This is a genomic window from Moraxella caprae DSM 19149 (genome assembly GCF_000426885.1).
Classification (GTDB): Bacteria; Pseudomonadota; Gammaproteobacteria; order Pseudomonadales; family Moraxellaceae; genus Moraxella; species Moraxella caprae.
The window spans coordinates 2,270-18,374 of sequence record NZ_KE384585.1 but is presented as its reverse complement, the minus strand read 5'-3'; the positions used below and the strand labels follow the sequence as shown (position 1 = coordinate 18,374).

Here is a 16,105-nt window from a genome sequence, read left to right as displayed (position 1 = left end):
GATATGGGTACTAGGATTGTTTTGCTTTGCTTAACGCCATACACATATCAAGCAAGCGATTGGCGTAGCCAACTTCATTATCATACCATGCAAGGATTTTAAATTGGCAACCTGCCTGCATAAGCTGAGAGCCGTCTATGATGAGCGAATGGGTATCGCCGATAAAGTCAGATGAAACAAGCGGTTCATCGGTATAATCCATAATCCCACAGAGACGGTGTTGGCTTGTGTGCCTTAGTAGCTCTCTGATGTCGTCAAGGGTAGGGTCTTTTTCAAAGATGACCGTAATGTCAATACAGGCGACATTGACCGTTGGCACTCGGATAGAATGCCCACTTAATTTGCCTTGTAAAAATGGCAATACCCGCACACTGGCATTGATGCTACTTGACGTGGTGGGAATGATGTTTTGCCCTGACGCTCTTGCTCGCCTTAGATCTCGATGGGCTTGGTCTAGCACCGTTTGGTCGGCGGTTACGGCATGAATCTCGGTCATCATCACGCTGTCTATGCCATAGACTTGCAAGGTGTGCAGTAGGGGGACTAGGGCTTGGGTGGTGCAGGACACGCCTGAGATAATCGGTAAATTGGTATGCAGTATCTCATCATTGACCCCCATGACCACGCTGGCATCCACCGTATCAAAGGGGGCAGAGCCGATGATGACTTGTTTTGCCCCTGATAAGCGGTGCAGGCTTGCATCATCATAGGAGCGAAAACACCCTGTGCATTCTAACACCACGTCAATGTCAAGCTCGCCCCATGCGATGTCAGTGGGGCTTTTTTGGTTAAGTAGTAAAATCTGACATAGGGTTTGCCCGTTTTTTTGTAAAATCAAATACTCATCTTGTAGATGTGCATCCACACCCAGTCTGCCGTGCGTGCTGTCAAATTTTAATAAATGCAGGAGCGTGTGAGCGTCTGCGATGTCATTGATGGCGATGATGTCAAGGCGGTCAAATCTTGTGATGTCGGACAAATACGCACGCAGTAGCATTCGCCCAATGCGTCCAAAACCGTTGATGGCAAGGCGAAGGGTCATGGCTTATCCTTGTTGGTGCTAGCTATTTTGCTGTCATCTGCCGTGTCTGTTGTGTCGGCTTTATCGGCTTTGGAGATGTCCAAAAATGCCAACGCCAGCCTTGCGATGTTGTAATAGCCATTGCCCCTACCACTCATCTCTACGATGGGTTTGAGTTTGATACCGCCTTCAAATTCGCCTTGGGTGTCGAGCTTATCATAGATGGCTTTGATGGCGTGTAGCTCATCATCACTGGGGGCAAAACGCAGGTAGTCGTCTTTGCCATCACGTTCGATGAGCTCGGTGATGTGGCTGATGATGGTCGATTTGGCAAGCTCACGTTTTTGTGCTATCTCATCAAGGCTAAGACCTTCTTTGATGAGTGCTAGGGTCTCATCTAGGGTTTTGCCGACTTGGGTGGGCGATTTGCCTTGGGTTTGGTTGGCGTTGATGTGCTGTTTGCGGGCTTGCTCATCTTTGACTTTTTGCAAAAGTTTTTCTTGGCGAGCGATGATGGCATCATCAGTAATGCCATCACAGGCGATGATGAACTGTTTGTGAATCTCGCTTAGGGTGTCATCATCTAAGGCGTAGAACTTTTCGGCTTGTTCGTCTGCAATCTCTAATAGACGGTTATTGACGTGAAACACCCATTCATCTAACAGTAGGCTGTTTTTGTTCATGCCAAGGAGCTTTAAGCCGTCCAGTGACCGCAGGCGAGAGAGAGCGACATAGCCCTGCCCCATCTCAAAGGTGCGAGATAAATCAATCTCGGCAGCATCTAGGGTCATGCCTTGGCTTTTGTGAATGGTGATTGCCCATGCTAAGGCAAGGGGGATTTGGCTGTAACTGGCTAATATCTCGCCTTGGTTATCTTCTATCGTCCATTCGTTAGGCTCGGCATAGACCATGCGACCACTATTGAGTCGTACCATGGGGTATTTGATGGTGTTGGCGGACTCGTTATTACCATCAATGTTTGCCTGTGGTAGGGCGACAAAATCAACCACTTCGCCCATCGTGCCATTAGAGACACTAAGGTTTTGGTTGTTTTTGACAAACATGACACGAGCCCCGACTTTTAGGGTCAAAGATGGGGTGGCTTTGACGTTTTTGGCGAGCATTTCTATCAAGGCTTTATCGCCATAGGTGGTGCAGTCAAAGGTGTGAGCATCGCCATCTAGCAGAGCAAGCTGTTCTTGGTTGATGCTGTCCACGTTGCCATTATGAGTGTACAGACGTGTACAATTGTCGCTGATGTCGTTATGGCGAGTGCCAAGTAAGATGTCTTGGGCAAGAGCGTCCACGTCCTGATGGCGGATTTGGTTCAAGATGTCGTTTAGGCTCATGCCAAACCGTTCACGCTCATCATGCCCTGCTTGACGGTGCTGTTCTGATAGGTAGCAGATTTGAAAATTGGCACTTTTCCATGCCTTTGCCATAAAGGCAAACTTTTCTTTGTTGCTCTCACCTTTGTTGCCAACAGGGGGCAGTTGGAAAAAATCGCCCGAGAAAATCACCTGCACCCCACCAAAAGGGGCGTCATTTTCACGAATGGTGCGTAAAATCTCGTCCAGTAAATCCACTTGTTTAGCATGGAGCATGGAAATTTCATCGATGATGAGTACCTTAGCGTCTCTTAGGCGGTCGGTCACGGCTTGGCGATATCTTAGACGTTTAAAATCTTCATCGGTAAAGCTGTCCTTAATGCCCATGCCAGACCATGCGTGTATCGTCATGCCGTTCATGTGCGTGGCGGCAATGCCTGTACTGGCGGTGATGGCAGCTGAGATGCCACGCACTCGCAGATAGTGAATGTACTGGTTTAGGACGTAGGTTTTGCCTGCCCCTGCCTGCCCTGTCAAAAAGACGTTTTGTCCTGTTTTTAAAATATCAAGCGCAATACTTTGTTTCATGGTATTTACTTTGGTAGCTGTGGCGGTTTGTCGGGTTTGGGTAGTGGGTTTTTGGCATTGGTCTCGCTATTCATGTCAAGCCCCATCTCGCCTGCTTCGATGGGCTTATCATCTTGCTTGACTTTATTGAGCGTGCCTTGGCTTAGGTCGGTTTTGGCGACATTGACCGCATTTTGGATGTCTTTTAAGGGGTCGGCTTTTTTATTGCCCAGACGACGGACGACCGAACCGCTAGGAATGGCGGTCTCTTTGACATTGTCATCATAGATAATCCGCCCTTCGCTGTCAATACGTGCGTATTTAACGCTTTCATTTCTAGGAATAAAAAAGTCCCTTGGGTGTGTGATTAAGTGCTTGAACATCAGCTCGCCCAAATCTTTCCACTGGCTAAAATGCACTTCTTTGGAACGTAGGGCAATCATGAGTGACAGTGAAAAACTAACAATCAGGTTTACCATGCCGATGAGCAATACCCCAACAAAGGCATACAGGGCAAGTTGCCATGTCAAATCATCAGGGGATAAGAAAAACAGCCCATGCACAAGGTTGGCGGAGGCAAAGGCGATGTGGCGAATGTCAAGTGGCAGTCCGAGCATGTAGCCGATGGTGGCGGTACTGCCCAAAAAACAGCCAAAGATAAAGTTTCCCATAATCGCCCCAAGGTTGGCTTCTACAAAACTACCAAGGCGGTTTTGCCAGCTTTGGGGCATGAGACGAGCAAGCAGGTGATGACGTTTGACCCGTTCGCCGATTTTATTAAAGGCGGCAAGGTTGTCATAATATCCCGAGATAAGTCCTGATAGGAACAAAAACACCCCAGCGATGGCAGCGTGTGGCAAGGAGAGTGAACGCAAGGGGTCAAGCTCGTGGAGCAGGTAGGCGGCCTTTTCGGTGCTAATCATCGTCTCACCATAGAACTGCACCCAGCCAAAGGCGATGAGTAGGGCGATGGGCATGGCGATGGAGATGTTACCCACGATGGCGATAAACTGCGTTCGCATGATGTCCACGACCAACTCAGCAAGTTTGGTTAGCTGTTTTTTCTTACTAGATCCTTCTGAGATGGTGGAGGCGATGGCGGCGGCGGTCATGGCGGGCTGTTTGGTGGCGACCGTTCCCCCTGCGATGTGAATGCCGACAAAGCCAAGCCCATAAATCATGCTGTTCATGAACGCTTTGCCAATGGGGGCAAGCACGAGCGATGAGCCTAGGATTTTTAAGGTTGCCATAAAGGCGATGAGAAAACCACCAATGGCCGCCTTTTTGTACATTTTTTTGTAGCCAAGCTTGTCGGTACTGATGTAATGTTCGCCCACTTGACCTGAGTTTTCCGTGATTTTACGAGACAGTAGGCGGGTGTTATTTTTGATGAGATAGCCAAAGCTGTATCGGGTTTTGGCGGTGCGGACAATCTCTTGGGTTAGCTCCACGATGGCTTTGTCGCGGTTTTTGTTTTTGTCAGAGACGAGTTCAAGCAAGATATGCATGCGGTGAATGCTTTGCTCTAAGCGAACGAGCATGTTGGTCATACGAATGGAAATGCCCGTTTTGTACACCCGTTTTCGAATATTATCAACAATGTCTTGGCATTGCTCTAGCATGACAAGCAAAGGAGCAGGGTCAATGTCCACATCAGGCATGGTGTCGGTCATGGCATCTAAGTTATGGGACTGGCGATACTGATTGACAAACAGGACGGTCTCTTGGTTTTGGGCGACAAAGGCGGCGGTGTAGTTTAAAACCTGTGGATAGGTATCCATCATCTCAGTGTGTAGTCCAATACCACTGATGCGATAGGATAAGATGACCAAAGCGTTTAGGATACTGTTTTTGGCACTGGCGACCAGCTCTAGGTTCTGCTCATCAACCTTGATAAGTTCCACCAGCTCATCCCAATGCTCAGGCGTGATGAGTGACAGCCATTTCTCATCGGTCGCCCCGTCAAACAGATGGTGAGCAAGCTCCACCACGGAGTCTTCTTTGGGCAGTAGGGGCAAAAAACGATGTCCTATCAAGCGGTTAATGCTGTGTGAAAAGCTGTCATCAGAGATGATGCCCGTATCTGCATAGAGCGTGATACGCTGATAGTTGTCTGTTAGACGCAGGATAAACGCTGCCAGTCCTGCACCGTATTTAGGATTTTCTTTTAAAATATCAATGAGTTCACGGATTTTGGCATTGACCGCTTCTTCGTCATCACTCGTTACTCTTAGTGCGTCAATGAAACGTTTCAAAGACGAAGGCTCGGGCAACTCTTGGAGTAGGCTGATGTATTGTAAAATATGGCGTAAGTCAGAGCTGTGATCTAGCAATGGTTGTCCTTAAAAATACAAGATAACTGATAAATGGACTATTTTAGCACAGTTTTTGGGGATAATTTAAAATGGCGGAATATTTTTTGTGGTTTGATAAAATGGCAAAATAGGTTGTTTTACCTATTTAAAGAGAGTTATTTGAAAAATGATGACAAAATAAAAATCGGGACATTCGCCCGATTTTTATATGGTGCGAATATATGGCACAAATTTATCGCATAAAATTACCCAAAAAACCCTTCATCAAACGCCATGATGCTATCCGCCCCATTTTTTGTCATGACCGCATGGGCGTGCAGGCGTGGCAGGATACGAGCGGTAAAATAGTCAGCGAGACGGACTTTATCAGCATAAAAATCCCCATCCTTATCCGCACACGCCTTGACGGTCAGCACATACATATAGGCATAGCACAGATAGCCCACCGTATGTAGATAATCCACTGCCGAGCCGTTAATGGCGTTGGGGTCGGCAGTTGCAACCTTGATAAGCTCGGCGGTCAAATCCGCCACCGTATCGCACGCTCTTAGGGTCTCATCCTTTAATGGGCCATCGGGCAGGGTGCTTACAGACGCTTTGATTTCATCAATAAACGCACTCATCGCCCGTCCGTTGTCCTTGACGACTTTTCGCCCGAGTAGGTCAAGGGCTTGAATGCCGTTCGTGCCTTCATAAATCTGGCTAATACGAGTATCACGCACGATTTGTTCCATGCCCCACTCACGGATGTAGCCGTGTCCGCCAAATACCTGCTGGCAGTCAATGGTGGCACCAAATGCCATGTCGGCCAAAAACGCCTTAGCAATCGGGGTGAGTAGGGCAACCTTGGCGGAAGCGGTCTTTTTGGCATTGTCATCGTCTGAGAACTTAGCTGTATCAAGTTCACGAGCGACATACATGGCAAAGGTGCGAGAAGCCACGCTGTTTGCCTTAGCGTTTAGGAGCATACGGCGTACGTCCGCATGATGAATGATGGGGTCGGCAGGTTTATCGGTATTTTTGACACCGCCATCGGCTCGCCCTTGTAAGCGGTCGTGGGCGTAATGACAGGCGTTTTGATAAGCAAGTACGCTCGCCCCAAGCCCTTGTAGCCCCATGGTAACTCGCTCATAGTTCATCATGACAAACATACTTGCTAAGCCTGTATTCTCCGCCCCTACCATATAACCTGTGGCGTTGTCAAAGTTCATCACGCAAGTGGCGGACGCTTTGATGCCCATTTTATGCTCAATGGAGCCTGCCGATACGCCATTACGCTCGCCCAAACTGCCGTCTGCATTGACCAAAAATTTTGGCACGATAAACAGCGATATGCCTTTTGAGCCTTTTGGGGCGTTGGGTGTTTTGGCAAGTACCAGATGAACGATGTTATCTGTCAGATCATGCTCGCCTGCGGTGATAAAAATCTTGGTGCCTGTGATGGCATACGAGCCGTCAGCGTTGGGGACAGCTTTTGTTTTGATAATCCCCAAATCCGTCCCTGCGTGCGGTTCGGTCAAGCACATCGTCCCCGACCACTCGCCACTGTATAGCTTGGGCAAATATAGAGCCTTTTGTTCATCGCTACCGCTTGCCAGTAGGCACAATGTCGCCCCCACGGTAAGGTTGGGATATAAGGCGAATGATTGGTTGGTGGCAAACAGCATCTCTTCGGTAAGCATGCTTACCATTTTTGGCATGCCTTGCCCGCCATATTCAGGGTCGCCCCCAAGCCCTATCCAGCCAGCATCAGCATAGGCTCTAAATGCGTCCTTAAAGCCCTGTGGCGTGGCGACTTGCCCGTTCCCTAGATAACTTGCCCCTTCTTCATCGCCCAATTGGTTTAAGGGCAGAAGCGTGGACGTGGAGAATTTTGCCATTTCGTCCAAAATCATGTCCACCGTGTCGCTATCCACATGGGATAGGGCAGGCGTGTTTTGCCAAAAGGTTGGGGCGTCAAAAATGTCGTTTAACACAAAACGCATTTCATCAAGGGGGGCGGTATAAGATAGGGTCATGGCGATGTCCTTGTGTCCTTTAAACATAGAAAGTGAAAAATCATGATAAAATTTAACCAAAAAATGGTCATTTGGCAAGGGCTGATTTGAACTGATGAGTCATTTATAAAGATGCTGATAAACACTTGAAAAACATAATAATAATCAAAAATCATTCTCATTTAATAAATATGAACAATTGTTTTATAATTTTTAATTAAAATTATAGATAGTAGTCCAAAAAGTATGCTGAACTAGGTTTTTCGTTCGCCCTGAGCCTGCCTGCGGGTCGGAAAACCGTTAGGTTTCCCAAGCTCGCCACGAACGGTTTTCTTTGTAGCATACTTTTTGAACCAGAGCCAAATTATAAAAAGTAAAGCATTGATTTTGGTTATTTTTATGGTAAAAATTTGATATAACTTATTGATATATAATATCTTTTTAAAAATGACTGATAAGTTTACAAAATTATATTGCAATTTTTATTTTATAATAAATTGATTAAAAATTATTTTACAATCATCGCAGGTTTTGTGAATATTTGCTACTTTATGCTATTTATCTATAGATTAATACCGTCTATCGTCAGTTTACAATGTAATGATTGACCATTTAGCCAAATCGCCTATATTAAAGCTAAGTTTTTATTCTAACCTTAATTTATTTTTCGCTTAATCATGGCATATATGTCATTATCATCATATTGGCATTATTGATGGTTAAGCCACTGCGAAGAAACTGCCAAATTTTAGTTAAACCGTTTGGTTGTTGCGTGATGATGTTCCCTATGATGATTGGCTAAACTTGTCATCATGGATAAATCCAAGCCACAGGCTTGATGGCGATATCATCATGATTTATCTGTCTTATCTATTGATGTCAAGTAACCCTAAGCGTAATGGCTTAGAAGTGCTTGAAGACCCATCATGGATGACATGGATATCTAACACAGCAATCGCACCACATATTATTGTATTGTGTTATTTATGATGTAAATCGTGCGGTGTTTACGGTAAGATAGGAGAATATTATGCAAATCATTCGCACCAATAATCACCGATTTTATTATTCATTTTATGCCAGTAACCCAGCAGTATTAGACAATAATAACACCAATCCAAATTTTAAAGCGACAACATTTAAGCCATTTATCATTCAAAAATCCGCCCTATGCTTATCGGAGCTTAACGAACAAACCAAAAAAAGTCTTTTTGGTAAATTTGCCCAACGACTAAATACTCCAAACAAACCCGTGGCAACCCTTGCCAAATGGGTGCTGTGTCTTGGCACGGCGTCACTGCTTTCTTTGCCCGTCAAGGGTTTTTTGACGCCAAACATGGATTCTACGCCATCATCTGCCATGTCTGCATTAGATGGCGTAAAACAAAAGGGTGAAATTGTCATCGCCACGACTAAGGGTGACAGCACGGTGTTCAACCATGGCGACATTCAGCATGGTTTTGGTCATGACATTGCCGACCGCTATGCCGATAGACTTGGCGTTAGCCTAAATCTTAAAGTCTATGACACTGAGCAAGAAGCTCTAAACGCCTTTAAGGCAGGCGATGTCGATGGACTGCTTGGCGAGAGTCACGAAGGCATGGCAAGCGTGCCATTGGCGTGTAATGCTGACACAGCAAAAAAAGTCTCAGGGTATGGTCTTAATGCCAGTACGTCGCTCGTGTTTCATACCAAGGATAACAGTCTGGTACAGCATGCCAAAAACTTTTTATGCAGTCCTGATGAGTTGGCAATCACAGGCTCTACGGCACGTTTTTATGATCAAACGTTGTTGGCAAATGAGTACAGTGATAAGCATTTTAAAAGAGCGTTAAAACAGCGTCTGCCATTGTATAAAACAGCGTTTAAAAACGGGGCAAAAGCTCATAACCACGACTGGCAAGTTCTGGCAGTCATCAGCTATCAAGAATCGCACCTTGACCCTAATGCCATCTCACGCACAGGTGTTGAGGGGCTCATGATGCTAACCCAAGACACCGCCAAAGCAATGGGTGTGAAAAACCGTACCGATGCTGTCCAAAGTATCCAAGGCGGTGCCAAATACCTAGAAGTGCTAGAAAAGCTCTATACAGATGTACCAGATTCGGAGCGTTTGTGGTTCGTGCTGGCGTCTTATAACATGGGGCCTAATGCCGTCAAACGCATTCAGAGTGAGCTAAATGCCAAAGGGCGAGATGGTAACAGTTGGGCAGAGGTTTATGGTTATCTGGCTCGCAATGCCAGTAAAAATGGGCGATATGTACAGTGCATGCACTATGTATCAAACATTCGTGCGTATCTTGAAAGCATCAAAACCATGCAAGTTTGATTGATGGTAAAGATGCCATTTGGTGATATTAGGGCGTCCCTACCATTTACGCCCTAATTATTAGAAAATTATTTTTTTAGATTGCAGGAGTAAATTGCAATTTGCCCTTGATAAATCAATCGCTTGTATAAGTTGAAAATAGGGTAAAAAACCTGATATAAAGGTGTTTTGAGTGTGTCTAACACGATCAGCATACGCCCTAGACAGTCCAAGTGGCTGTCATTTTTATGCCCATGTCCCAACCTACCCCCAAAGTAGCATCCGCCCCCTGCCTTATTCATCATTAGGATAAGCGAAAAGTTGCCCAATTCCCCTTAAAATAACCCCAAATCTTAAAATTCCCTAAGGGGGCAACATGAGTGCAAAAAATGAACTAAAAGGCGGGGGCGTGATTCACGACTGGCGACCCGAAGATGATGAGTTTTGGGAAAATGGCGGTAAGCAGACCGCCAGTTGCAACCTATGGATTTCTATTCCTGCTCTACTGCTAGGCTTTGCGGTGTGGGTGATTTGGTCGGTGGTGGTCGTGCGTATGCCTGACGCTGGCTTTAATTTTACCAAAGATCAACTGTTTTGGCTTACCGCCTTGCCTGCCTTATCAGGGGCGACTTTGCGGATTTTTTATTCGTTTATGGTGCCTGTGTTTGGTGGACGGCGGTGGACGGCTCTGTCCACGGCAAGCCTGCTTGTTCCCATGCTGTGGATGGGCTTTGCTCTACAAAACCCCAATACGCCATTTAGTGTCTTTGTCATCATCGCTCTGCTTTGTGGGTTGGGTGGGGGTAACTTCTCGTCTAGTATGTCCAACATCTCGTTTTTTTATCCCAAATCCAAGCAAGGCACGGCTTTGGGGCTAAATGCAGGGCTTGGCAACTTAGGCGTCTCTACCGTGCAGTTTGTTGTGCCTGCGGTCATCGGCTTGTCAATCATTGGCACGGGTGTGACGCTTGATAACGGCAAGACCCTGTATCTGCACAACGCTACCTTTGTATGGGTGCCGTTTATCGCTTTGATGGCGATACTTGCGTGGTTTTTTATGAATGACTTATCGTCCGCCAAAGCGTCTTTTAAGGACCAGTCTGTCATTTTCAAACGCTATCACAACTGGGTTATGTGCATCCTATATCTTGGCACGTTTGGCTCGTTCATCGGCTTTTCGGCGGCGTTTCCCATGCTTATCAAGCAGTCTTTTGCCGATGTTGACCCGCTAAAAGTCGCTTTTCTTGGACCTTTGGTTGGGGCGATGTTTCGTCCTGTTGGGGGTTGGCTCGCTGACAAGATGGGCGGGGCTAGGGTGACGTTTTTTAACTTCATTGTCATGGCGGCAGCGACCGTTGGCGTGATTGTCTTTTTGCCAAGAGATGGCACAGGCGGTAGTTTTACAGGGTATTTTGCGTGCTTTATGGTGCTATTTATTACCACGGGTATCGGCAACGGCTCGACGTTTCGCATGATTCCTGTCATCTTTCGCACCCTGCACGAACGCAAAAACTCGCCCGACCTTGTCAATGTCGCCAGAAAAGAATCGGCGGCGGTGGTCGGCTTTACAGGGGCGTTCGCTGCTTATGGTGGGTTCTTTATTCCCAAGATGTTCGGCTGGTTCGGGGCGAACAGCACGCTTATCATGCTTATTGTTTTTTATGTGATTTGCCTTGTGATTACATGGTGGTATTATAGCCGTAAAGGGGCAGAGTATCCGTGCTAATCGCACCATAAAGACGTCAAAAACAGCTCTCCATGGGCTGTTTTTTGTTGCACTAAAGATACAAAACAAGTCTTAAAAAGATTTATAATATCGTCATTCATTGTTTTCCAAAAAACAAACAATGCGTCAGCAATATATAAAACGCGTAAACAACATGTAAAGAAACGACATGCAAATGTAAGTAGACAACATGTAAATAGTTGGTTTGATAAAGTTGATTATTTTTTTAAATCAATAACAAAACTTTAACAAATCAACAACAAAACAAATTCTCAATCGTTGCATTTCTTTGTTATAATTATTAAAATTGTTGTGTCTATTTTTTGTAATTGTTAAATAAATTACAAGATCAAGCAATAGGTTTTAAAAATCAAGCCTTTATGATAAACCTTGTTTTTGATTTATTTGAAAAAAGTGTTTGTTGTAACTGCGTATTTGTGATTGCAGTATTGATAAATAAAATATGGCGAAAAACAAATACAAACAAACATCAAGTTCTCATATGGTAATATTAGACTTCCTGCAAAACCCAAAAATAAGGAAAACCGTTCGTGGTGAGCTTGTCGAACCATAACGGTTTTCCGCCACCCCTCAACAAGCTCGGGGCGAACGGAAAGCCTAGTTTTGCAGGAAGTCTATTGGAAAAATTATCAAAAATGACTTTCAAAGCCTCTTCTCTAAATTTTGCATATTGGTTGCTTGTTTAGAGAGGGGCTTTGGCTTGTTGATTTTTTATAAACTTTATGTTTTTTCAATATAAATTATTGGCTTTGGTTCAAAAAGTATGCTACAAAAAACCGTTCGTGGCGAGCTTGGGAAAACCTAACGGTTTTCCTACCCGCAGGCAGGCTTAGAGCGAACGGAAAACCTATTTCAGCATACTTTTTGGACTACTATCAAATTATTAAATTCTAATTGTTAAACTTTAGGAATCGTCTATGAACCATATTTATAAGGTGATTTTCAACAAAGCAACCGGCACTTTTGTGGCTGTGGCAGAATTTGCAAAATCACACACTACCGCCTCAAGCAAAACAAATGCCAGTACAGCATCTGGCTTTTTGATGCCAACAAAAGTATTTGCTTTGTCTGTATTGGCATCTTGTGTTTGGAGCATGTCGGCTGTGGCGGCCCAGTCAACAATCGTCAATGCTAAGGGCGGCAAGCAAGCAACATCCACCTTAGAAGGCGCTGTGGTGATTGGTGATGGTGCTAATGCCAGCGGCGCTGTGAACACGCATTTTCATTATCAAAACCCAAGCAATCCGCTTCCCAAAAGTGGCAACGTTGTTTCATCAAACGGTAAAAATTTGTCGAGCTCTGGGGTTGCTATCGGTGCTTCTGCTAATGTGCTGAATGCGGCGACTGCCATTGGTGATGCAGCCAGCGCAAAACAACTTGGTGCGATTGCTATCGGTCCTGGTGCACAGGCTGACAATCACGGCATTACATTGGGTGCAGCGGCTTATGCCACAGGTCAAAACGCTATCAGTATCGGGCGACAATCTGCGGCACTAGGCGAAGGTTCTGTGGTGCTTGGCGTGGCTGCAGGCACAAAGGGAAACCAAAACATTGTGATTGGTAGCTCGGCACAAACCAGAAATAACGCAACAGATTCAGTGGTGATTGGTTCGTCTCAATCAGGTGCAAGCTATGATGATCAAAACAATTCTTATGTAGCAGCCAACAAAGGTGTGGCTTTGGGTTCAAAAGCGCGTGTTCTGGCAGCAGCGGAAGGATCTTTGGCGCTGGGCGCAGGCTCAACGGCTTCAACTTCAAATTCTGTGGCGTTAGGCGCAGGATCCACCACGACAGCTGCACAGGGCACAGCGAGCAATACTGTTGGTACAACCACTTTTAATAATTACGCTGGAAGCAGGCCTGATGGCGTTTTAAGCGTTGGCTCTACTGGCAAAGAAAGACAAATTCAGAATGTGGCAGCTGGACGAGTAAGCGCAAGCAGTACAGATGCGGTGAATGGCTCGCAGCTACACGCCACGCAAACACAAGTAGACGCAAACAAAAAAGCCGCCGCTGCTGCTAAAGCACAAGCGGATCAGGGCGTGAGAGATGCTGCTGCTGCTGATAAAAAAGCCGTTGCTGCTCAAAATACAGCCACCACCGCTCAAAGAACCGCCGATGACGCACTCACCCAAGCCAGAGTGGCCAAAAACACCGCTGATACAGCGCAAAGAGGCGCCACAAAAGCCACAGAAGATGCCGCCGCCGCCGCCGCCGCCGCCTTTGCGGCTCAAACAAAGGCCGAACAAGCCAACCGAAAAGCACAAACAGCGCAAGACACCGCCGATTCTAAGCTGCAAGGCTTTACAGTCAAAGGTGATTCTGGTGACACTAATGAAGTGAATAAAGACAACGCCTTTTTCACTGTGAAAGGCGGAGACAACATCACCACAGAGGCATCGGGCTACGATGTCACCGTGAGACTCAATAAAGATCTGACTGACTTAAATTCTGTGTCTACAGATACACTCACCACCGCAGGTGATGCAACCATTGGTGGAAATCAAACCGTGACTGGTACTTCTACATTACAAGGTCAAGTCAATGCTCAAAATGGTTTGGATGTTAAAGGTGGCACTACCGTTGAAGGTTTAACCGCCAGTGAAAAAGTGACGGCTGGCGCTGGTCTTGATGTGACAGGCGGTACAACCACTGATACCATCAATGTAACAGGCACTTCGCAATTGCAAGGAAAAGTCACCGCTGGGGCTGGTTTAGATGTGACAGGTACAACCACCTCTGGTGAATTGGTGGTGACTGGTGATTCACGCTTAAATACACTCACCACAACAGGCGATTCGACCATTGGTGGAAATCAAACTGTCAATGGTACATCTACCATTAATGGCGCACAAATTGTGATGGGTTCGCAAACCGTGACTGGTGCTTCTACATTACAAGGTCAAGTCAATGCTCAAAATGGTTTGGATGTTAAAGGTGGCACTACCGTTGAAGGTTTAACAGCAAGTGGTCAAGTTACCGCTGGCGCTGGTCTTGCTGTGACAGGCGGTACAACCACTGATACCATCAATGTAACAGGCGAATCAACGCTAGCAGGCAAAGTCACCGCTGGTGATGGCTTGGATGTGACAGGTCAAACCAACTTGGAGAATACCACCATCACAGGCACACAAACTGTGACAGGCGCATCAAATCTAAATGGCGGCGCAACCGTTCAAGGTGGTTTGAATGTCACAGGTGGTACAAACACCGATACATTGACAGCAACTGGTGCGACTAATCTTCAAGATTCTTTGACTGTGACAGGAAAAACCACTGCAAACGGCGGTTTGGATGTGAAGGGTAACACCACTGTTGAAGCCATCACTGCAAGCGAGGTTATCACTGCCGAAAAAGGCGTTGAGCTTGGAGAATCTGGTGTTGTTGCTCAAGGGGATACAAAAGCCGTTACTGGTGATGCAGTTCACACAGCGATTGAACAATCAGCAGGCAGCCTTGCGATGCAATACACAGGCGACAATGGCGTAATTGTCTCTCGCACCAAAAACGATGTTTTGACGGTCAAAGGTGAAGCCGCAGGTGAGGTAACAGCCGTTAAAAATATCAAAACCACCGCAAATGCTGATGGTAGTATTGCTGTTGAATTGGTGAAGAATGTGGATTTGGGCACAGATGGCAGTCTAAGCACAGGCACGCTCACAACAGCAGGCAATGCCACAATTGGTGGTGATCAAATTGTGACTGGCTCACAAACTGTGACAGGTGAATCAAATCTAAATGGCGGTGCAAGAGTTACTAATGGCTTAAATACCGACACACTAGAAACCACAGGTGATGCAACCATTGGTGGAAATCAAACTGTTAATGGTACATCTACCATTAATGGTGATCAAACCGTGACTGGTACTTCTACATTACAAGGTCAAGTCAATGCTCAAAATGGTTTGGGAGTAACAGGCGGTACAACCACTGATACCATCAATGTAACAGGCAAATCAACGCTAGCAGGCAAAGTCACCGCCCAAAATGGCCTTGATGTGACAGGCCCTACCAATTTAAATGGTGATACCACAATCACAGGCGCACAAACTGTGGATGGCTCACAGACCGTAACAGGTACTTCAACCATTGAAGGCAAGCAAACGGTAAACGGCGGTCAGGATGTCAATGGCAATCAAAAAGTTACTGGCAACCAAACCGTAACAGGCACTTCAACTCTACAAGGCAAGGTGACTGCTGAACAAGGTCTTGATGTGACAGGTGATACCAACCTAGGCGGCAACACCGCAGTGACAGGCACTTTATCTGCAACTGAAACCATCACCGCAAGCCAAGGTGTTGATCTAACAACAGGATCAGGCGCCGTTACAGATGGCGAGACCAAAGCCGTCAGCGGTGATGCAGTTCACACAGCGATTGAACAATCAGCAAACAGCCTTGCGATGAAATACACTTCTGACGATGGTAGAGAAATCACTCGCACCAAAGATCAAGTGTTAAAGGTTGAAGGCGGTGCAACAGGCGACGCCACTACCGCTAAAAACATCAAAACCAGCACAAAAGATGATGGCACCATTGCAGTTGAATTGGTGAAGAATGTGGATTTGGGCGATGATGGCAGCCTATCAACAGGCACACTTGCTACTGCAGGCGATGCAACCATCGGCGGCGACAGCACCACGTTAGGCAGCAGCCTAACTGTTGGCGACAGCACCACGCTGGGCAATTCATCCACAGCAGGCAACTCTTTGGTGGGTGGCTCACAAACTGTGGTGGGTGATCAAACAGTCAACGGCACTTCAAACTTAAAAGACACCAACATTGAGGGTGATTTGACCACCATTGGCGACCAAACCACCTT

Annotated in this window: 7 protein-coding genes; 3 read left to right on the top strand and 4 right to left on the bottom strand. The window is 46.2% G+C overall.

Annotated elements, in window-relative coordinates:
* Positions 1-10 precede the first annotated feature (10 nt).
* From K941_RS16190 to K941_RS0113660, 4 genes are all read right to left on the bottom strand, one after another.
* Positions 11-1,042 carry a type I glyceraldehyde-3-phosphate dehydrogenase gene (locus tag K941_RS16190; RefSeq protein ID WP_051226107.1) on the bottom strand — a complete coding sequence of 344 codons (1,032 nt, stop codon included), beginning with the start codon at positions 1,040-1,042 and terminating at the stop codon, positions 11-13.
* Positions 1,039-2,937 (bottom strand): helix-turn-helix domain-containing protein, encoded by a 1,899-nt coding sequence (locus K941_RS16185; RefSeq protein WP_084137789.1) that lies wholly within the window; start codon positions 2,935-2,937, stop codon positions 1,039-1,041. The genes K941_RS16190 and K941_RS16185 overlap by 4 nt, the downstream gene beginning before the upstream one ends.
* Positions 2,938-2,942: 5 nt before the next feature.
* The gene (locus K941_RS0113670; RefSeq protein ID WP_036388611.1) at positions 2,943-5,249 is read right to left on the bottom strand and encodes a site-specific recombinase; all 2,307 of its coding nucleotides are present in this window, start codon (positions 5,247-5,249) and stop codon (positions 2,943-2,945) included.
* A gap of 227 nt (positions 5,250-5,476) precedes the next feature.
* On the bottom strand, positions 5,477-7,249 hold the full coding sequence (locus K941_RS0113660; RefSeq protein ID WP_029104017.1) for an acyl-CoA dehydrogenase C-terminal domain-containing protein: 1,773 nt from the start codon (positions 7,247-7,249) through the stop codon (positions 5,477-5,479).
* 1,009 nt (positions 7,250-8,258) lie between these two features.
* Between K941_RS0113660 and K941_RS16180 the strand changes: the two genes are divergently transcribed.
* The 3 genes from K941_RS16180 to K941_RS16175 all read left to right on the top strand — a co-directional run.
* On the top strand, positions 8,259-9,557 hold the full coding sequence (locus K941_RS16180; RefSeq protein ID WP_051226106.1) for a transglycosylase SLT domain-containing protein: 1,299 nt from the start codon (positions 8,259-8,261) through the stop codon (positions 9,555-9,557).
* A gap of 355 nt (positions 9,558-9,912) precedes the next feature.
* Positions 9,913-11,262, top strand: a complete 1,350-nt coding sequence (locus tag K941_RS0113650) for a NarK family nitrate/nitrite MFS transporter (RefSeq protein WP_029104016.1) — start codon at positions 9,913-9,915, stop codon at positions 11,260-11,262.
* A gap of 938 nt (positions 11,263-12,200) precedes the next feature.
* Positions 12,201-16,105: ESPR-type extended signal peptide-containing protein (locus tag K941_RS16175; protein WP_036388609.1), on the top strand; the 3,905-nt coding region annotated here is incomplete at its 3' end.

Excerpts from the sequence above, each read along its gene's own strand:
- K941_RS0113660 (WP_029104017.1), bottom strand. The coding sequence starts at position 7,249 with ATGACCCTATCTTATACCGCCCCCCTTGATGAAATGCGTTTTGTGTTA.
- K941_RS16185 (WP_084137789.1), bottom strand. The coding sequence starts at position 2,937 with ATGAAACAAAGTATTGCGCTTGATATTTTAAAAACAGGACAAAACGTC.
- K941_RS0113650 (WP_029104016.1), top strand. The coding sequence starts at position 9,913 with ATGAGTGCAAAAAATGAACTAAAAGGCGGGGGCGTGATTCACGACTGG.
- K941_RS16190 (WP_051226107.1), bottom strand. The coding sequence starts at position 1,042 with ATGACCCTTCGCCTTGCCATCAACGGTTTTGGACGCATTGGGCGAATG.
- K941_RS16180 (WP_051226106.1), top strand. The coding sequence starts at position 8,259 with ATGCAAATCATTCGCACCAATAATCACCGATTTTATTATTCATTTTAT.